General features: G+C 71.2%; 16 protein-coding genes and 1 riboswitch. All 16 genes read left to right on the plus strand.

Annotated features, from left to right (window positions below):
• Position 1: 1 nt before the first annotated feature.
• The 16 genes from ACPL7H_RS06065 (at position 2) to ACPL7H_RS06140 (ending at position 18,615) form a co-directional block, all read left to right on the plus strand.
• Entirely contained in the window at positions 2 to 1,324 is a 1,323-nt protein-coding gene (locus ACPL7H_RS06065; protein WP_424796146.1) for a dihydroorotase, read from the plus strand.
• Positions 1,321 to 2,529 carry a glutamine-hydrolyzing carbamoyl-phosphate synthase small subunit gene (carA, locus tag ACPL7H_RS06070; protein ID WP_424796147.1) on the plus strand — a complete coding sequence of 403 codons (1,209 nt, stop codon included), beginning with the start codon at positions 1,321 to 1,323 and terminating at the stop codon, positions 2,527 to 2,529. Before ACPL7H_RS06065 ends, carA begins: the two co-directional genes overlap by 4 nt.
• Complete coding sequence (gene carB / locus ACPL7H_RS06075; RefSeq protein WP_424796148.1) at positions 2,529 to 5,891, plus strand: carbamoyl-phosphate synthase large subunit; 3,363 nt, start codon at positions 2,529 to 2,531, stop codon at positions 5,889 to 5,891. Before carA ends, carB begins: the two co-directional genes overlap by 1 nt.
• Positions 5,888 to 6,781 (plus strand): orotidine-5'-phosphate decarboxylase, encoded by an 894-nt coding sequence (pyrF, locus tag ACPL7H_RS06080; RefSeq protein WP_424796149.1) that lies wholly within the window; start codon positions 5,888 to 5,890, stop codon positions 6,779 to 6,781. The genes carB and pyrF overlap by 4 nt, the downstream gene beginning before the upstream one ends.
• 112 nt (positions 6,782 to 6,893) lie before the next feature.
• Complete coding sequence (gene mihF, locus ACPL7H_RS06085) at positions 6,894 to 7,205, plus strand: integration host factor, actinobacterial type (protein ID WP_424785964.1); 312 nt, start codon at positions 6,894 to 6,896, stop codon at positions 7,203 to 7,205.
• On the plus strand, positions 7,198 to 7,779 hold the full coding sequence (gene gmk, locus ACPL7H_RS06090) for a guanylate kinase (protein WP_424796150.1): 582 nt from the start codon (positions 7,198 to 7,200) through the stop codon (positions 7,777 to 7,779). Before mihF ends, gmk begins: the two co-directional genes overlap by 8 nt.
• A gap of 50 nt (positions 7,780 to 7,829) precedes the next feature.
• Positions 7,830 to 8,093 (plus strand): DNA-directed RNA polymerase subunit omega, encoded by a 264-nt coding sequence (gene rpoZ, locus ACPL7H_RS06095; protein WP_424796151.1) that lies wholly within the window; start codon positions 7,830 to 7,832, stop codon positions 8,091 to 8,093.
• Positions 8,094 to 8,100: 7 nt separating this feature from the next.
• Positions 8,101 to 9,375, plus strand: a complete 1,275-nt coding sequence (coaBC, locus tag ACPL7H_RS06100; protein ID WP_424796152.1) for a bifunctional phosphopantothenoylcysteine decarboxylase/phosphopantothenate--cysteine ligase CoaBC — start codon at positions 8,101 to 8,103, stop codon at positions 9,373 to 9,375.
• Positions 9,376 to 9,476: 101 nt separating this feature from the next.
• The gene (gene metK, locus ACPL7H_RS06105; protein ID WP_424796153.1) at positions 9,477 to 10,679 is read left to right on the plus strand and encodes a methionine adenosyltransferase; all 1,203 of its coding nucleotides are present in this window, start codon (positions 9,477 to 9,479) and stop codon (positions 10,677 to 10,679) included.
• Positions 10,680 to 10,748: 69 nt separating this feature from the next.
• The gene (locus tag ACPL7H_RS06110) at positions 10,749 to 12,899 is read left to right on the plus strand and encodes a primosomal protein N' (protein ID WP_424796154.1); all 2,151 of its coding nucleotides are present in this window, start codon (positions 10,749 to 10,751) and stop codon (positions 12,897 to 12,899) included.
• 66 nt (positions 12,900 to 12,965) lie between these two features.
• Entirely contained in the window at positions 12,966 to 13,907 is a 942-nt protein-coding gene (fmt, locus tag ACPL7H_RS06115) for a methionyl-tRNA formyltransferase (protein ID WP_424796155.1), read from the plus strand.
• Positions 13,900 to 15,459 carry an RsmB/NOP family class I SAM-dependent RNA methyltransferase gene (locus tag ACPL7H_RS06120; protein WP_424796156.1) on the plus strand — a complete coding sequence of 520 codons (1,560 nt, stop codon included), beginning with the start codon at positions 13,900 to 13,902 and terminating at the stop codon, positions 15,457 to 15,459. The genes fmt and ACPL7H_RS06120 overlap by 8 nt, the downstream gene beginning before the upstream one ends.
• 46 nt (positions 15,460 to 15,505) lie before the next feature.
• On the plus strand, positions 15,506 to 16,171 hold the full coding sequence (gene rpe, locus ACPL7H_RS06125) for a ribulose-phosphate 3-epimerase (RefSeq protein ID WP_424785956.1): 666 nt from the start codon (positions 15,506 to 15,508) through the stop codon (positions 16,169 to 16,171).
• A gap of 69 nt (positions 16,172 to 16,240) precedes the next feature.
• Positions 16,241 to 16,376, plus strand: a riboswitch (FMN riboswitch).
• An 84-nt stretch (positions 16,377 to 16,460) separates the two neighbouring features.
• Positions 16,461 to 17,234 carry an ABC transporter permease gene (locus ACPL7H_RS06130; RefSeq protein WP_424785955.1) on the plus strand — a complete coding sequence of 258 codons (774 nt, stop codon included), beginning with the start codon at positions 16,461 to 16,463 and terminating at the stop codon, positions 17,232 to 17,234.
• 8 nt (positions 17,235 to 17,242) lie between these two features.
• Entirely contained in the window at positions 17,243 to 18,331 is a 1,089-nt protein-coding gene (locus tag ACPL7H_RS06135) for an ABC transporter substrate-binding protein (protein ID WP_424796157.1), read from the plus strand.
• A gap of 20 nt (positions 18,332 to 18,351) precedes the next feature.
• Positions 18,352 to 18,615, plus strand: a complete 264-nt coding sequence (locus tag ACPL7H_RS06140) for a phosphoribosyl-ATP diphosphatase (protein WP_424785953.1) — start codon at positions 18,352 to 18,354, stop codon at positions 18,613 to 18,615.
• Positions 18,616 to 18,619 lie beyond the last annotated feature (4 nt).

An 18,619-nucleotide genomic window follows, 5' to 3' on the forward strand; every position in this document is an offset into this window, starting at 1 on the left:
GATGCCGAACAGTTACCTGGTGCGTGGTGCCGCGCTCGTGGGGGGTGAGCCCACGGATCTGTTTCTGACCGAGGGTGCCATCGCCGCCGTCGGCGCCGAGGCCGGAACGGCCGCCGGCGGCAGCACGCAGGTGGTCGATGCTCGTGGCCTGATCGCCCTGCCCGGGCTGGTGGACCTGCACACCCACCTTCGGGAGCCGGGCCGGGAGGACGCCGAGACGGTGGCCTCCGGGACCAGGGCCGCCGCGGCCGGAGGCTTCACCTGCGTGCACGCGATGGCCAACACCGATCCCGTGGCCGATACCGCCGGCGTGGTCGAGCAGGTGCTGCACCTGGGCGATGCGGCCGGCTGGGCTCAGGTACGACCGGTGGGCGCGGTCACGGTCGGTCTGGCCGGGACACAACTGGCCGAACTCGGCGCGATGGCCGACTCGGCGGCTGCGGTGCGGGTCTTCTCCGACGACGGAAAGTGCGTGTCCGACCCGGTGCTGATGCGCCGGGCACTGGAGTACGTCAAAGCCTTCGACGGCGTGATCGCTCAGCACGCCCAGGAGCCCCGGCTCACCCAGGACGCGGTGATGCACGAGGGGCGGGTCTCCTCCCGGCTGGGCCTGACCGGCTGGCCGGCTGTCGCCGAGGAGGCGATCATCGCCCGCGACGTGCTGCTCGCCGAGCATGTCGGCTCCCGGGTGCACATCTGCCATCTGTCCACGGCCGGGTCGGTCGATATCGTGCGCTGGGCCAAGGCCCGCGGCATCGCGGTGAGCGCCGAGGTCACTCCGCACCACCTGCTGCTCACCGATGACCTGCTCACCGACTACGACCCTGCGTACAAGGTGAACCCGCCGCTCCGGACGGCCGAGGACGTCGCCGCGGTGCGCGCGGGCCTGGCGGACGGCACCATCGACATCGTCGCGACCGACCACGCGCCGCACACGGTGGAGGACAAGGACTGCGAGTTCGCCGCGGCCGCCTTCGGGATGACCGGCCTGGAAACGGCCGTGAGCGTGGTGGCCGAGGCGATGATCACCTCCGGCGAGCACGATTTCGGTTGGTCCGATATCGCCCGGGTACTCTCCAGCGCCCCGGCGCGGATCGGCGGGGTCACCGGGCAGGGCCAGGATCTGGTGGCCGGCGCTCCGGCGAACCTGACCCTGATCGACCCGGGCGCACGCACCGTGGTGGACCCGCTGACCCAGGCCACCGCCAGCCCGAACAGCCCCTATGCGGGACAGACCCTTCCCGCGGCGGTGGTGGCCACGTTCTTCCGCGGACGGCCCACCGTCCTGGACGGGCAGCCGCAGGATGACCGGAGGACCTCATGAGCAACCCGATCGACCCGGCCTACGGCGAGCGCGAGGCACTCCTGGTGCTGGAGGACGGCACCACCGCCCGCGGGCGGGCCTACGGAGCCCGGGGCACCGCCCTGGGAGAGATCGTGTTCGCCACCGGGATGACGGGCTACCAGGAGACGCTCACCGACCCCTCGTACCACCGTCAGATCGTGATGATGACCGCCCCGCACGTGGGCAACACGGGCATGAACAGCGAGGACCCGGAGTCCCAGCGGATCTGGGTGAGCGGATTCGTGGTGCGCGACCCGGCCCCGCGGGCCTCCAGCTGGCGGGCCGACGCCGAACTCGAGGATGAACTGCGCGAGCAGGGTGTGGTGGCCATTGCCGAGATCGACACCCGGGCCCTGACCCGGCACCTGCGCGAACTCGGCGTGATGCGCGCCGGTATCTTCTCCGGGTCCGACCTGCCCACCGTCCCCGGGGCCCAGGGTGTGGCCGCACTCGTCGAGCGGGTCCGGGCCATCCGGCCGATGGCCGGGCAGAGCCTGTCCGAGGAGGTCAGCACCTCCCGGGCCTATACCGTGGAACCACCCGAAGGAACCCCGGTGCGCGGCACCGTGGTCGCGGTGGACCTGGGCATCAAGGCGATGACGGCGCAGCGACTGACCGAGCGGGGGCTGCGGGTGCACGTGGTACCCGCGTCCACCACCCTCGACGAGATCCTGGAGCACCGCCCGGACGGGGTGTTCTTCTCCAACGGTCCCGGTGACCCTGCCGCTGCCGACGCGCAGGTGGACCTGCTCCGCGGTGTGCTGGAGGCCGGCATCGGCTTCTTCGGCATCTGCTTCGGCAACCAGTTGCTGGGCCGCGCCCTGGGCTATGACACCTTCAAGCTCGACTACGGGCACCGTGGACTGAACCAACCGGTCCGGGATGTCCTGACCGGGAAGGTGGAGATCACCACCCATAATCACGGCTTCGCCGTCGACGTTCCGGTGGGTGAGCCCTCGAACTCCCCGTATGACGGCGGCCGCTACGGCCGGGTCCGGGTCTCGCACGTCTCCCTGACCGACGGTGTGGTCGAGGGCCTGCAGTGCCTGGACATTCCCGCCTTCTCCGTGCAGTACCACCCCGAGGCCGCCGCCGGACCGCACGAGGCGGCCTACCTGTTCGACCGGTTCGTGGCGATGATCGCCCCCGAGACGGCGGCCATGTCCGCCGGTGAGGACACCTGATGCCCCGTCGCACCGACATCTCCAGCGTGCTGGTGATCGGCTCCGGGCCGATCGTGATCGGCCAGGCCGCCGAATTCGACTACTCCGGGACCCAGGCCTGCCGGGTACTGCGCGAGGAGGGCCTGCGCGTGATCCTGGTCAACTCCAACCCGGCCACGATCATGACCGATCCCGAGTTTGCCGACGCGACCTACGTCGAACCGATCACCCCCGAGGTGGTCGCCTCCATCATCGCCAAGGAGCGGCCGGACGCGGTACTGCCCACACTGGGCGGACAGACCGCGCTCAACACCGCGATCGCCCTGGACGAGGCCGGGGTGCTGGCGGAGTACGGCGTGGAGATGATCGGGGTCAATACCGCCTCGATCCACCTGGCCGAGGACCGTGAGGCGTTCAAGGAGGTGGTGGAGCGCTGTGGTGCCGAGAGCGCCAGGTCCACCATCGTGCACACCCTGGAGGAGGCTGTCGCGGCGGTTGAGGACCTGGGCTACCCGGTCGTCGTGCGCCCCTCCTTCACGATGGGCGGGCTCGGCTCGGGCATCGCCTTCGACGAGGAGCAGTTGCGCCAGATCGCCGGCACGGGCCTGCACTACTCGCCTACCACTGAGGTGCTCCTGGAGGAGTCGATCCTGGGGTGGAAGGAGTACGAGCTCGAACTGATGCGCGACTCCGCGGACAACGTGGTCGTGGTCTGCTCGATCGAGAACGTCGACCCGGTGGGGGTGCACACCGGTGACTCGGTGACCGTGGCGCCGGCGATGACGCTGACCGACCGGGAGTACCAGAAACTGCGGGACGTGGGCATCGCGGTGATCCGCGAGGTCGGTGTGGACACCGGCGGCTGCAACATCCAGTTCGCCGTGCACCCGCGCACCGGCCGGGTCGTGGTGATCGAGATGAACCCGCGGGTGTCGCGCTCCTCCGCGCTGGCCTCCAAGGCCACCGGTTTCCCGATCGCCAAGATCGCCGCGAAACTGGCCACCGGGTACACCCTGGACGAGATCCCGAACGACATCACCTCACCCGGAGGAGCGCTGCCGCCTGGGTCGGCACGGGAAGGCAGGCCCCCGAGCACGACCGCGGCGTTCGAACCCACGCTGGACTACGTGGCTGTCAAGGTGCCCCGGTTCGCCTTCGAGAAGTTCCCCGCCGCCGATCCGCTGCTGACCACCACCATGAAGTCGGTGGGGGAGGCGATGGCGCTGGGACGCAACTTCACCGAGGCCCTGCAGAAGGGGTTGCGTTCGATCGATGCCCCGGAGATCGCCTTCGACTACTCCGGTCCCGCACCGGACGCGGACGCCACGGCCGAGTTGCTCGAGGCGATGTCCACCCCGACCCCGGACCGCCTGATGCAGGTGCAGCAGGCGCTGCGCGGAGGCGCCACCGTGGAAGCGATCGTCGAGGCGACCGCGATCGACCCGTGGTTCCTGGACCAGCTGGTCCTGCTGCAGGAGGTGGCCGAAGAGCTCGCCGGGTCCCAGCGCCTGGACCGTGACGTGCTCGCCCGAGCCAAACGGCACGGGTTCTCCGACGTCCAGATCGGCGCGATCCGCGGCCTGAGTGCCGCGACGGTGCGGGAGTTGCGCAACGCCTTCGACCTGCACCCGGTGTACAAGACGGTGGACACCTGTGCGGCGGAGTTCGCGGCGCGCACTCCCTACCACTACTCGACCTACGAGTCCGAGACCGAGGTGGTACCGCGGGACCGTCCCGCCGTGCTGATCCTGGGATCGGGACCGAACCGGATCGGGCAGGGGATCGAGTTCGACTACTCCTGCGTGCACGCCGCACTCGCGCTGCAAGAGCAGTACGAGACGGTGATGATCAACTGCAACCCCGAGACCGTCTCCACCGACTACGACACCGCGGACCGGCTCTACTTCGAGCCCCTCACTCTCGAGGACGTGCTGGAGGTCTATCGCGCCGAGTGCGCGGTGGGCGAGGTTGCCGGGGTGATCGTCCAACTCGGTGGGCAGACCCCGTTGTCGTTGGCGGCGGACCTGGAGGCCGCCGGCCTGCCGATCTGGGGCACCCCTCCGGCTGCGATCGACGCCGCCGAGGACCGCGGCCAGTTCGGCCAGGTGCTGGTCTCGGCCGGACTGCCCGCGCCCGCGTTCGGGACCGCGATCTCCCTCAACCAGGCCAGGGAGGTGGCCGACCGGATCGGCTACCCGGTGCTGGTGCGGCCCTCCTACGTGCTGGGGGGACGCGGCATGGAGATCGTCTACGACGAGGCGCAGCTCGGGGACTACCTCTCCCGCGCCACCGGTGTGCACGGGGAGCACGCTGAATACGCCGCGCTGCCGGCCCCGGTCCTGGTGGACCGGTTCCTGGACCAGGCCATCGAGGTCGACGTCGACGCCATCTACGACGGCGAGGAGTTGTTCCTGGGCGGGGTGATGGAGCACATCGAGGAGGCCGGGATCCATTCCGGAGACTCATCCTGCGTGCTCCCCCCGATCACGCTCTCGGACTCGATGGTGCAACGGATCCGCACCTCTACCGAGGCCATCGCGGCCGGGGTCGGGGTACGGGGGCTGTTGAACATCCAGTTCGCCCTGTCCGCGGACGTGCTCTACGTGCTGGAGGCCAACCCGCGTGCCTCCAGGACCGTTCCGTTCGTGTCGAAGGCCACCGGCGTTCCACTCGCCAAGGCCGCGGCACTGGTGATGTCGGGCACCACGATCGCGCAGTTGCGCGCCGACGGCCTGTTGCCCCAACAGGACGCGGCGGCCACCGGTGTGCATGCACCGATCGCGGTGAAGGAGGCGGTGTTACCGTTCAAGCGGTTCCGCACCGCCCAGGGCAGGGTGGTCGACACCGTGCTCGGGCCGGAGATGCGCTCCACCGGTGAGGTGATGGGCTTCGACGTGGACTTCCCGTTGGCCTTCGCCAAGTCCCAGTCGGCCGCTTTCGGTGGGCTGCCGGAGAGCGGCACCGTGTTCGTCTCCGTGGCGGACCGGGACAAGCGCTCCCTGGTGCTGCCGGTCAGCCGGCTGGTCGAACTCGGCTTCACGATCCTGGCCACCAGCGGCACCGCCAGCGTGCTGCTGCGCAACGGGATTCCGTGCACCGTGGTGCGCAAGGCCTCCGACGGCCCGGGCCCGGGCGGTGAGGGCACCATCGTGGACCTGATCAACGCCGGCGGCGTGGACATGGTGGTGAACACACCCGGCTCCCGGCGAGCCCGCGCCGACGGGTATGACATCCGTGCCGCGACCACCGCGGCGGATAAGGCCATCGTCACCACCACCCAGCAACTCAGCGCCGCCGTACAGGGCATCGAGGCCCGCCGGCGCGGCCCGTATGAGGTGCGGTCCCTGCAGACCTACGCCCAAGTCGACCGGGTCGGGCCGTGAGCGCGGACTCCGCCGCGGCGCCGGCTCCGGGAAGCACCGGGTTCGGCAGCAGGCTGGCCGCGGCGATGGACGCGCGCGGTCCCCTGTGCGTGGGGATTGACCCGCACCCGCAACTGCTGGCGCACTGGGGCCTGGACAACGGAACGAGCGGCGTGCGTGAGTTCTCCCTGCGCGCCCTGGAGGCGGTCGGCCCGCACGTGGCCGCCGTGAAGCCGCAGGCGGCCTTCTTCGAACGGCTCGGCAGCGCGGGCCCGGCCCTGCTGGCCGAGGTGGTGCAGGCGGCTCGCTCGGCCGGGGTGCTGTGCATCGTCGATGCCAAGCGCGGTGACATCGGCTCCACCATGGCGGCCTACGCGCAGGCCTTCCTCGGCGACGACTCGGATCTGGCCGGCGATGCAGTGACCCTTTCCCCGTTCCTGGGCTATGAGTCCCTGGCACCTGCACTGGACCTGGCCGGCCGCACCGGCCGTGGGGTGTTCGTGCTCGCCCTGACCTCCAACCCCGCCGGTGCGACCATCCAGCACGCCCGCGCCGAGGACGGACGCACCGTGGCTGCCACGATCGCCGCCCACGCCGCTCGCAGCAACGCCACCGAGGTGGCCGCCGGTGCCCCCCTGGGCAGCGTCGGACTCGTGGTCGGAGCCACCGTGGCGAACGCTCCGGAGATCACCGGAACCGACCTGGCCGCCGTGCGGGGCCCGTTGCTCGCCCCGGGGCTGGGCGCCCAGGGCGCCAGCGCCGCCGACCTGCCCGGCACCTTCGCAGACGCGATCCCGGCGGTGCTGGCCACCGCCTCCCGCAGTGTGCTCGGTGCCGGACCCGACCCGGCCGCGATGGCCCGGACTGCTCGTGCCCTGGCCGGGGAACTGGCCGAGGTCACCGGTCGCTGATGCCGGCAGACCCAGCGACCGCCGCCGCGGGCGTGCGCGGTTCGATTGAACTGCCTACCCGCAGTGGGCTAGGTTGCAACTCATCCCATTCGTCGAATCGAGGTCGAGCACCGTGGCCCTACCGCCGTTGACACCCGAACAACGAAGCGTGGCGCTGGAGAAGGCAAAAGCCGCACGTGCCGCGCGCGCCGAGGTGAAGAACCGCCTGAAGTACTCCGGAGCCACCCTCTCGGAAATCCTGGAGGAGGGACGCAGCGTCGACGCCGTCGGAAAGTTGAAGGTCCTCGCCCTGCTGGAGTCCCTGCCCGGAGTCGGCAAGGTGACCGCACGCTCGGTGATGGGTGAGATCGGCATCTCCGAGTCCCGCCGGGTACGTGGACTCGGTCCGCACCAACGTGCCAAACTGGTTGAGAAGTTTGGCTGAGCACGACCTACCCGCCACCACCCACTCCCGCCTGACCGTCCTGGCCGGCCCTACCGCGGTGGGGAAGGGCACCATCTCAGCCGATGTGCGTCGCCGCTATCCCCGCGTCTGGCTCTCGACCTCGGTCACCACCCGCCCGCCCCGGCCCGGAGAGGTCGAGGGCGTGCACTACCACTTCGTCAGCCCCGAGCGCTTCACCCAGATGCAACAGCAGGGGGAGTTGCTGGAGTGGGCGGTGGTGCACGGCCGGAACTCCTACGGAACCCCGCTGGCGCCCCTGCAGGAGCGGCTGCGGGCCGGGGAGCCTGCGCTGCTGGAGATCGACCTGCAGGGTGCCCGCCAGGTGCGGATGCGCATGCCCGATGCCCGGTTCGTCTTCCTCGCCCCGCCCAGTTGGGCCGAACTCGTGCGCCGCCTCACCGGACGGGGCACCGAGGACGCCGAGGAGCGCGAGCGCCGTCTCGCCACCGCGAGGGTGGAGATGGCCGCGGTGGATGAGTTCGACCACATCATCGTCAACGACGATGTGGCGCGCGCCACCGATGAGTTGGTTTCCCTCATGACCGACGGGTAGGATGGGTCGTTGGACCATCTATCGACGTCGCGTGAGGATCACTGAACACCATGGCAGGAACTGTCGCTGCACCCGAGGGCATCACCGACCCACCCATCGACGAACTGCTCGAGGCTGCTGACTCCAAGTACGCCTTGGTCATCTACGCGGCCAAGCGCGCCCGGCAGATCAACTCCTACTACGCCCAGCTCAACGAGGGGCTGCTGGAGTACGTGGGTCCGCTGGTGGAGACCGAGCTCCAGGAGAAGCCGCTCTCGATCGCGATGCGGGAGATCAACGAGGGCCTGCTCACGGTCGAACCCAACAAGGTCTGAGTCCCTCGTGCGCATCATCCTCGGTGTCTCCGGGGGGATCGCCGCGTACAAGGCAGTCCTCGCGCTTCGCCTCCTCACCGAGGCCGGCCACCAGGTGCGGGTCATCCCGACCGAGGCCGCACTGGCGTTCGTGGGGAGGCCCACCTGGGAGGCACTGTCGCACCAGCCGGTGACGACATCGGTCTTCGACGGCACGGACACCGTCGACCACGTGCGGCTGGGCCGGGAAGCCGACCTGGTGATCGTGGCACCGGCGACGGCGGACCTGCTCGCCCGGGCCGCCACCGGGCGTGCCGATGACCTGCTCACCGCGACCTTGCTGACCGTGCACTGTCCGGTGCTGATCGCCCCAGCCATGCACACCGAGATGTGGCACCACCCCGCGACCCGGGACAACGTGGCCACCCTGCGCCGCCACGGCGCGCATGTGCTGGACCCGGACAGCGGGCGCCTCACCGGTGCCGACACCGGCCCCGGGCGGCTGCCCGAACCCGCCGTCATCGTGGCCGCGGCCCTTGCGCTGGTGCACCGGGACGAAACCCCCGGCGCCGCCGATCCACAGGCCGTGGCGCCGTCGGCGCCCCTGGCCGGGTGCACCGTGGCGATCAGCGCAGGCGGCACCCGCGAGCCCCTGGACCCGGTCCGCTTCCTGGGAAACCGGTCATCGGGCCGGCAGGGCCTGGCCCTGGCACGGCTCGCCGCGGACCGGGGTGCCACGGTTCACCTGGCCGCGGCGAATGTCGAGGCCGCCCTGCTGGCGGACCTGCCACCGCAGGTCCGGATCGAGCAGGTGGAGACCACCGCGGAGCTCCAGGCGGCGATGACCACCGCCGCAGCGAACGCCCACGCGGTCATCATGGCCGCCGCCGTGGCCGACTTCCGGCCGGCCAGCACCGTCGAGGCCAAGATCAAGACCCACGACGCCGAGGGTAACCGGCGGCAGACCCCGGCGATCGAGTTGGTCGCCAATCCGGACATCCTTGCTGCCCTGGTGGCCTCCCGGCCGCCCGGGCAGGTCGTGGTCGGCTTCGCCGCGGAGACCGGCGCCGATTCCGCCGAGGTGCTGGAGCACGGCCGCGCAAAGGCACGCCGCAAAGGGGCGGACTTGCTCGCCGTCAACCGGGTGGGTGCGGGCGCCGGATTCGGGGATGTCCCGAACGAGGTGGTCATCCTGGACTCCGACGGCGGCGAGATCGGCCGCGCCGGGGGCACCAAGACCGAGGTGGCGGCCGGAATCCTGGACGCGATCGCAGCCCGCCTGGGCTCGGCCGCGCACTCCTGAGCCAACGTCGCCAACGGCAAGGGCTGGAAGGGGTTGCACGGAACGCGGGCGTGCCCCGGTCCCGACGGGCTCGTGTGGGCGCGAACCACTAGGCTCGCGTCGTGAGTATTCGACTGTTTACCTCCGAGTCCGTCACCGAGGGGCATCCGGACAAGATCTGCGACCTGATCTCCGACTCCATCCTGGACGCCATGTTGAAGCAGGACCCGGCCTCCCGGGTCGCCGTGGAGACGATGGTCACCACGGGGCTGGTGCACGTAGCCGGTGAGGTCACCACCGACTCCTACGTGGAGATCCCGCAGCTGGTTCGTGATGTCATCACCGAGATCGGCTACACCTCTTCCGACATCGGCTTCGACGGTCGCTCGTGCGGCGTGTCGATCTCCATCGACCAGCAGTCCGCCGAGATCGCCGCCGGGGTGGACACCTCCCTGGAGACGCGCCAGGGCACCGCTGTCGACGACCAGGACCTGCAGGGCGCGGGGGACCAGGGCCTGATGTTCGGTTACGCCTGCTCCGACACCCCCGAGTTGATGCCGCTGCCGATCCTGATGTCGCATCGGATCACCCAGCGTCTGGCCGAGGTCCGCAAGCAGGGCATCGCAGCCGGCCTGCGACCCGATGCCAAGACACAGGTCACCATCGGCTACGAGGGCGAACGCCCGGTGACGGTGGACACCGTGGTGCTGTCCACGCAGCACGAGGCGCACCTGGACCCCGAACGCGACCTACCGCCGCTGCTGCGCGAACACGTGATCGACCACGTGCTGCGCGGGTTCGCCGCGGGCATGGACCTGGACGTCTCCGACGTCACCACGCTGATCAATCCCTCCGGTGCGTTCGTGCTGGGCGGGCCGATGGGCGATGCCGGGCTGACCGGCCGCAAGATCATCGTCGACACCTACGGCGGGATGGCCCGGCACGGAGGCGGGGCGTTCTCCGGAAAGGATCCCTCTAAAGTTGACCGTTCGGCCTCCTACGCGATGCGCTGGGTGGCCAAGAACGTGGTTGCCGCCGGTCTGGCCAGCCGTTGTGAGGTCCAGGTCTCCTACGCGATCGGTCGGGCCCACCCGGTGGCGGTGTACGTCGAGACGTTCGGGACCGAGACCGTTCCGGCGCAGTCGATCCAGAACGCCATCACCGAGGTGTTCGACCTACGTCCGCTGGCGATCATCGACCACCTCGACCTGATCCGGCCCATCTACGCCGCCACCAGCAACTACGGCCACTTCGGCCGGGAGGTACCCGAGTTCACCTGGGAGCGCACCGACAAGGTGGCGGACCTGCGAGCAGCCGCCGGCTGAGCACCGCCGCACCCGGACCGGCACCGCGGCGGGTTTCCCGCTGTGGGCGCTTCATGGTGGGATCGGAGCATGAGCACCCACCAACCCGCCCTGCTTCAGGTGGATGCTCCCGGCCCCGAATCCGACACTGGGCCCGGGCTCGTGGCCCAGGTGCTGGTGGTGACCCCGCTGGCGCACCTGGACCGCCCCTTCGACTACGCCGTGCCACCGGAGATGTCGGCCGCAGTGCGTCCCGGGGTCCGGGTCAAGGTCCGGTTCGCCGGTACCGAACGCGATGGCTTCGTCATCTCCCTCGGCCCACCGGCCACTGCCGGGCGTGCCCTGTCGCCGCTACGGCGGGTGGTCTCGGACCTGCCGGTGCTGACCGAGGAGGTGTTGGCCCTGTGCCGGGCGGTGGCCCGGCGGTACGCCGGCACCGTCACCGACGTGCTGCGCCTGGCCGTCCCGCCCCGGCACGCCGGCGCCGAGAAGGCGGCCCTGCAGCGCATCCTCGCCGCGAGCGGGCAGGGCCAATCGGACGCCGACGACGACGCCCCCGCCCAGCAGGCCACGTCCGGTGGCGACGGGGTCGGCCCGGGCTCGACCCGGGAGGTCCGCTGGGCCAAGGTCACGGCAGTCGCGGATGAGCAGGCGTGGTCGCCGTATCCCGGGGGTTCTGCGTTCCTGCGCCGGCTGGCGGCGGGGGAGTCGCCCCGCGCGGTCTGGTCGGCGCTTCCGCGCGCCATCCAGGGAGCCCACTGGGCCGAGGCGATCAGTCACGCCGTGCTGGCCACCTGCACCTCCGGGCGATCCGCCGTCGTGGTGCTGCCGGACACCACGGACGTGCACACCCTTGGCGCCGCCCTGACCCGCGCCGGCGTGGCGCACGAGGTCCTCGCCGCCGATCAGGGCCGCTCGGCCCGGTACCGCCGGTTCGTCCTCGCCCTGACCGGACAGGTGCAGGTGGTGATCGGGACCCGGTCGGCCGCCTTCGCGCCGGTGCCTGACCTGGGCCTGGTGGTGTGTTGGGACGACGGTGACGACTCCCTCGCGGAGATGCGCGCCCCGTACCCGCACGCCCGCACGGTGCTGGTCCAGCGTGCCACCGGTGCCGGCGCCGGTGCGCTGATCGGGGGGTACGTCCGCACGCCGGCGGCCCAGTTGCTGGTGCAGCAGGGCTGGGCCCGGTCACTGCACGCCGACCGGACCACCGTGCGTGCCGCGGCACCCCGGGTACAGGCGCCCGGCGAGGTGGAACTGGAAGCGGAGGGCCCGGCCGGGCGGGCTCGCATCCCCGGGGTGGCGTGGCGGTTGCTACGGAGCGGCTTGCAGTCCGGCCCGGTTCTGGTGCAGGTGCCGCGCAGGGGGTACGTGCCCGCGATCTCGTGCGCGGGCTGTCGCACCCCGGCCCGGTGCCGGGCGTGTCACGGCCGACTGCGCCTACCGGCCCGGGGCGCCACACCCGGGTGCGGGTGGTGCGGGCGAATCGCGACCGGCTGGCGGTGCGCTGAGTGCGGGCGCGCCGAACTGCGGTCCGCCCGCGTGGGTAGCGACCGAACAGCGGAGGAACTGGGCCGCGCCTTTCCCGGTGTGCCGGTGCTCGTCTCCGGCCGGGACGGGGGAGTGGTGCCCGGTGTCGATGACCGGCCCCGGCTGGTGGTGGCCACCCCCGGGGCCGAGCCGGTGGCCGAGGGCGGCTACTACGCCGCCGCGCTGCTCGATGCGGCGGTGACCACCGAACGTCCCGAACTGGACGCCGGGGTGGAGGCATTGCGGCGGTGGTTGCGGGCGGCGGCGCTGGTGCGATCGGCCGCGGACGGGGGCGGGGTGATCCTGCTCGGTCACGGTGCACCGGTGCCGTCTCAGGCCCTGGTGCGGTGGGACCCCATCGGGCTGGCGCAGCGCGAACTCGATGAGCGGGCCGAGCTGGGCTTCCCCCCGCAGGCCCACATGGCCGCGCTGTCCGGCCCGGCTTCCGCGGTGCGCTCCTTCCTGCGTGCCCTCCAACTGCCCCCCGGTGCGGAGGTGCTCGGGCCGGTCGACCTGCCCGGCGACCCGCACGCCGAGGGCCCCGGCTCCGGGCCGCAGGGGGAGGAGACGATGGTGCGCGCCCTGGTGCGCGGGCCCCTGGGCCAGCGCGAGCCGATCAACATCGCACTGCTGCACACCCAGGCCCACCGCAGTGCGCGCAAGGAGCCGGGTACCGTCCGCGTCCAGGTGGACCCGGTGCAATTGTGGTGAGGGCCAGCACCTAGACTCGGGAGGCCGCCACCGGGTGCGGTCGTGGACGAGGGAGAGGCGAGATCGATGCGCGTGCTGTTCTGCGGGACTCCCGTCGTGGCGGTGCCGACGCTGCGTGCCCTGCTGGACAGCGACCACGACGTGGTCGGCGTCCTGACCCGCCCTCCCGCGCCGGTGGGGCGGCGACGCCGGTTGACCCCCAGCCCGGTACACCAGGCAGCATCGGAGCACGGTCTACCGGTCGTCACCACCGACCGGCCCCACGGCGAGGATGAACTCGCACAGATCACCGCCCTGGAACCCCAGGTCAGTGCCGTGGTCGCCTACGGCGCGCTGCTGCGCGAGCCCGCCCTGTCCGCGCTGCCCCACGGATGGGTCAACCTGCACTTCTCCCTGCTGCCGGCCTGGCGCGGTGCTGCTCCCGTCCAGCACGCGATCCGGGCCGGGGACACCCGGACCGGAGTGAGCACCTTCCGGATCGAGGCCGGGCTGGACACCGGCCCGGTGTATCTCACCCAGGACCACCCGATCCGCCCCTGGGACACGGCGGGAGACCTGCTGACCGAACTGGCCGATGTGGGTGCGCCGGTGCTGGTGCGCACCCTGGATGAGATCGAAGCCGGCACCATTTCGCCGGTTCCGCAGGCGGAGACCGGGGTCAGTCACGCCCCACGACTCAGTGCCGCCGACGGTCACGTCAACTGGCGCGCGCCGGCACAGGTGGTGGACCGGCAGATCCGGGCCGCCACACCGGCACCCGGGGCCTGGACGACCTATGATGGCCGCCGGATGAAGATCGGGCCGGTCCGTCCCGATGCGGAGGCCGCTGCCCTGGCGCCCGGGGTGCTCGAGGCCGGTGCGCAGGCCGTGCTGGTGGGCACCGGCTCCACCCCGGTGCGCCTGACCGATCTGGCGCCGGCCGGTAAGGGATGGATGGATGCCACCGACTGGGCCCGCGGAGCCAGGTTGCCCAGCGACGCCCGGTTCGAGGGGACCGATGATGACTGAGGAGCACCGCGGGCGCCGGGGCGCCGGCCGGCCCGGGTCCCGAAGAGGGCCGGACGGCGCGCGAGGTGGACCCAGGCGTGCGGACCGGCGGCAGACCTCGGGCCGGCCCAGCCGCGGGGACGCGTCCGGTACGCCCGGGGCCCGCACGGGCACCAGGAGCCCGCGCGCCCAGGCTTCCCCCGCACGTGTGGTGGCACTGGAGGTGCTCACCGCGGTCGCCGAGTCCGACGCCTACGCCAACCTGGTGCTGCCACCGTTACTACGCGAACGCGGGATCAGCGGGCGTGATGCGGCGTTCGCCACCGAACTCACCTACGGCACCTTGCGACTGCAGGGCCGTTATGACGCCATCATCGGCCTGGTCTCGGACCGGGCGGCCAGGGACCTGGACCCGGCGGTGGCCCGGGTGCTGCGGCTGGGCGCCCATCAGATCCTGGCGATGCGCGTGCCCGACCACGCCGCCGTCTCGGAGTCCGTCGCCCTGGCACGAGGCACCATCGGGGCCGGCCCGGGCAACTTCGTCAACGCGATCCTGCGCCGGATCAGCGAACATGCACTGGAGCACTGGCTCACACAACTGCCCAGGCCGGTCACCGACACCGGACTGGACGTGGACGCCGCCGCCATGGTCCACTCCCACCCGGCATGGGTGGTCCGGGCAATCCGGGCCGCACTGGGACCGGAGGCCGGCGCGGACCAGGTCGAGGCGGCGCTGGCGGCCAACAACACCGCGCCGGCGGTTTCGTTGTGCCTGCGTCCCGGCCTGGCCGTTCCCGGGGACCTGCCCGCCGACACCGCCACACCGGGCCGGTGGGCGCCGACGGCGCAGATGCTGACCTCCGGGGACCCCGGCGCCTTGGCCGCCGTGCGCGCCGGCACCGTCGGCGTACAGGACGAGGGGAGCCAACTGGTCACCCTGGCTCTGGCGGACACCGATCTGGAGGGCACCGACTCCACCTGGCTGGACCTGTGCGCCGGCCCGGGCGGCAAATCCGCACTCCTGGGCGCCCTGCTCGCCGAACGCGCGCCCGAAGGCGTGCTCACCGCGAACGAACTGGCCCCGCACCGGGCGGCGCTGGTGGCCGACTCGGTGCGGGCGGTGCGAGGCGTACTGCCGGGACTGGAGGTGCGCACCGGTGATGGTCGCGACGTGGGCACCGCCGAGCCGGGTCGGTACGACCGCGTCCTGGTCGATGCGCCGTGCACCGGCCTGGGGGCGCTGCGCCGTCGGCCCGAATCCCGGTGGCGTCGCACCCTGCAGGACCTGGCCGCACTGACCACCCTGCAGCGGGAACTGCTCACCTCGGCCCTGCGCGCCGTCCGTCCCGGGGGAGTGGTGGCCTACGTCACCTGCTCCCCGCACATGGCCGAGACCAGTGTGGTGGTCACCGACGTGCTGCGAGACTTCCCCGGCGCCACGCTGCTGGGCGCCGCTGCCGCGCTCGGCCGGGTCTCGGTCACCCCGCCCGATGACCTCACCGGGCCGATGGCGCAACTGTGGCCGCACCGGCACGGCACCGACGCGATGTTCCTGGCACTGATCCGGCGGTGACGGCCGCGGCCATGAGGTGCCGGTCGAGGAAGTAGGCTGGCGAGCCATGGCGATCCTCATCTCACCGAGTGTGCTGAACGCGGACCTGTCCCGGCTCACCGAGGAGGTCGAACGGATCAGCGACGCCGACTTCGTGCATCTGGACGTGATGGACAGCCACTTCGTCCCGAACCTGACGTTCGGGTTACCGGTGGTACGGGCACTGTTGGAGCACGTCTCCACCCCGGCCGATGTTCATCTGATGATTGAGGACCCGGACACCTGGGCGCCGCAGTTCGCCGAGGCGGGTGCGGCCTCGGTCACCTTCCATGCCGAGGCGTCCGTCGCCCCGATCCGGCTGGCCCGGCGGCTGCGTGAAGCAGGTGCGCGCGCCGGGATCGCGCTGAAACCCGACACCCCGGTGGAGCCCTACCTGGACCTGCTCGGCGAGTTCGACATGGTCCTGGTGATGACGGTGGAACCGGGGTTCGGCGGCCAGCCGTTCCTGACCTCAATGCTGCCGAAGATCACCCGGGCCCGACGCGCGATCGAGCAAGCCGGCCTGGACGTGTGGGTGCAGGTGGACGGCGGGGTCTCCCGTGACACGATCGCCCAGGCCGCCGGCGCCGGTGCGAACATGTTCGTCGCCGGATCCGCGGTGTACCGGGCCGCGGACCCGAACGCGGAAATCGCCGCCCTGCGCGACCTCGCCACCGCCGCCTACCCGGCCTGACGGGCCTCCCGGGGAAAGGGCCGTGCGGGCACGACCGGACCCGGATGTGGCACAATAAGGTCAGCAAGAGACGTGCTCCGGGGTCGGTGAAAGTCCGAACCGGCGGTGATAGTCCGCGACCCGGCCTACGCATTCGTGCGGCGGGCGGTTGACCTGGTGGAATTCCGGGACCGACGGTGAAAGTCCGGATGGGAGGATGCACGCGGCGCCGATACGTATCGGCGCCGGCCGAGGTTGCGCCGCGCAACCCAGGCGGACCCCGGGTCACGCCTGGGAAGGAGAGGCCGCCGTGGCCCGCAGCACCGTCACCTTGGTGGCGCCCCGAGCAGGACCCGCGCTGAGCGTCCTGGCCCCGGTGGTGGCCGGCATCTCGGTGCTGCTGGGCTGGGAACTCCTCGCGTGGTCGTTGGACTCCCGTTCCCTGCCAGCGCCCAGCGCCCTGGGCCCGCGGCTGCTCACCGAGTGGCGTGAGGGTGGCCTGGCCGGATACGCCACCACCACCATGGCCGAGGCACTGCTGGGCTGTCTCATCGGGTTCATGGTCGCGGTGCCGCTGGGTTACCTGATCGCCCGCTCGGCGGCTGTCTCCGCCGCCCTGGGACCCTACGTGGCCGCGACCCAGGCGATCCCCGCCGTGGCGCTGGCGCCGTTGCTGGTGCTGTGGATCGGGTACGGCCTGGTGCCGATCGCGCTGTTATGTGCCCTGCTGGTCTTCTTCCCGATCCTGATCAACACGACCCTCGGCCTGACCACGCTGGACCCCGATGTCATCGATGCGGCCCGGGTGGACGGAGCCGGCCGGGGCCGGTTGCTCTGGCACATCGAGGCACCGCTGGCGCTGCCGTCCCTGCTCGCCGGGGTACGTAACGGCTTCGTCCTGTCCGTCACCGGCGCTGTGGTCGGGGAGTTCGTGATGGGCGGTCAGGGCCTGGGGATGCTGCTCACGGTTTACCGGGACCGGCAGGACACCGCCGGCCTGTTCGCCGTCCTCATCGCACTGTCGGTGTTGGCGATGACCTTCTTCTTCGCGATCCGCTACCTGGAACGACGACTGCGTTGGTAAGGAGAACCATGAACGCACCCGCCGCCCTCCGCCGCTCCCGCCCCCGCATCCGCGGCCACCGGGGCCGACGGCGTACCACCCGCGCCCGGGGGACGATCGCTGCGGCCGCACTCGCCGTCGCCGTGCTGGCGGGCTGCGCCGGACAGTCCGGGCCGGGGGACGAGGAGGGAGCCGGCGCCGGGCAGCAACCCGACGCCGCGGAGTCGACCGAGGTGACCATCGGCCTGACCTACATCCCCGACGTGCAGTTCGCGCCGTTCTACCTGGCGCAGGACGCCGGATACTTCGAGGCCGAGGGTCTGGAGGTGGACCTGCGCCACCACGGCGCCTCGGAGTCGCTGTTCGGCGCTCTGGAAGCGGGGGAGGAGGACGTGGTGATCGCCGGGAACGATGAGATCCTGCAGGCGGTCAGCCACGGCACCGACGTGGTGTCGCTGGCCACCATCTACCAGGACTACCCCGTGCAGATCTTCGTGCCGGCCGACTCCGAACTGACCGAGGTCGCTGATCTGGCCGGGCGCAACCTCGGGGTTCCCGGGCCCTTCGGACAGAGTTGGTTCGGGCTCCTGGGCTACCTGGACCGCGCCGGTCTGAGCGAGGATGAGGTGAACATCGAGCACGTGGGTTTCACCTTGTTCAACGCGCTGTCCGAGGGTCACGTGGACGCCGTGGTCGGCTTCGTCACCGCCGACGCCGCTGCCTTTGCCACCGCCGACTTCCCGGTGCGCACGATCGCTGATCCCGACGTGCTCCCTCTGGTGAGCGTCGGACTGGGTGCCTCGCAGGAGTGGCTCAACGACCACTCCGAGGCCGTACCCGGTCTGATCCGGGCTGTGGAACGAGCGGTGGATGACATCCGCGCCGATCCGCAGGTCGCCGTGGACGCTGCCAGCGCGCACATCCCCGGGACCATGACCGACCAGGATGAGGCAGCGGCGCTGCTCACCGCGGAGGCGATGGTCGAGCTCTACGGCACCGGAGAGTTCGGCGCGCAGGACCCGGAGGCGTGGGAGGAGATGGCCGAGTTCATGGACCAGGTGGGACTGCTCGACGAGCCCGTCCCAGCAGATGAGGCCTACACCACGCAGTGGCGCTGAGCGCAGTAGGCTGGGCTTCCGTGAAGACGTTCGAGGAGCTGTTCGATCAACTGCAGCAACGTGCTACCGACCGCCCGGCAGGTTCGGGCACGGTGGCGGCCCTGGATGCCGGTGTGCATTCGATCGGGAAGAAGGTCATCGAGGAGGCTGCCGAGGCCTGGATGGCGGCCGAGCACGAGAGTGCCGAACGCACCGCGGAGGAGATCTCCCAGTTGCTCTACCACCTTCAGGTGCTGATGCTCGCCCGCGGGCTGACCCTGTCCGACATCTACCGCCATCTGTGACCAC

The organism is Pseudactinotalea sp. Z1732 (assembly GCF_049724975.1).
GTDB lineage: Bacteria > Actinomycetota > Actinomycetes > Actinomycetales > Beutenbergiaceae > CALKWS01.

Excerpts from the sequence above, each read along its gene's own strand:
- ACPL7H_RS06065 (WP_424796146.1), top strand. The coding sequence starts at position 2 with ATGCCGAACAGTTACCTGGTGCGTGGTGCCGCGCTCGTGGGGGGTGAG.
- carA (WP_424796147.1), top strand. The coding sequence starts at position 1,321 with ATGAGCAACCCGATCGACCCGGCCTACGGCGAGCGCGAGGCACTCCTG.
- carB (WP_424796148.1), top strand. The coding sequence starts at position 2,529 with ATGCCCCGTCGCACCGACATCTCCAGCGTGCTGGTGATCGGCTCCGGG.
- rpoZ (WP_424796151.1), top strand. The coding sequence starts at position 7,830 with ATGGCAGGAACTGTCGCTGCACCCGAGGGCATCACCGACCCACCCATC.
- ACPL7H_RS06110 (WP_424796154.1), top strand. The coding sequence starts at position 10,749 with ATGAGCACCCACCAACCCGCCCTGCTTCAGGTGGATGCTCCCGGCCCC.
- fmt (WP_424796155.1), top strand. The coding sequence starts at position 12,966 with ATGCGCGTGCTGTTCTGCGGGACTCCCGTCGTGGCGGTGCCGACGCTG.
- ACPL7H_RS06120 (WP_424796156.1), top strand. The coding sequence starts at position 13,900 with ATGACTGAGGAGCACCGCGGGCGCCGGGGCGCCGGCCGGCCCGGGTCC.
- rpe (WP_424785956.1), top strand. The coding sequence starts at position 15,506 with ATGGCGATCCTCATCTCACCGAGTGTGCTGAACGCGGACCTGTCCCGG.
- ACPL7H_RS06135 (WP_424796157.1), top strand. The coding sequence starts at position 17,243 with ATGAACGCACCCGCCGCCCTCCGCCGCTCCCGCCCCCGCATCCGCGGC.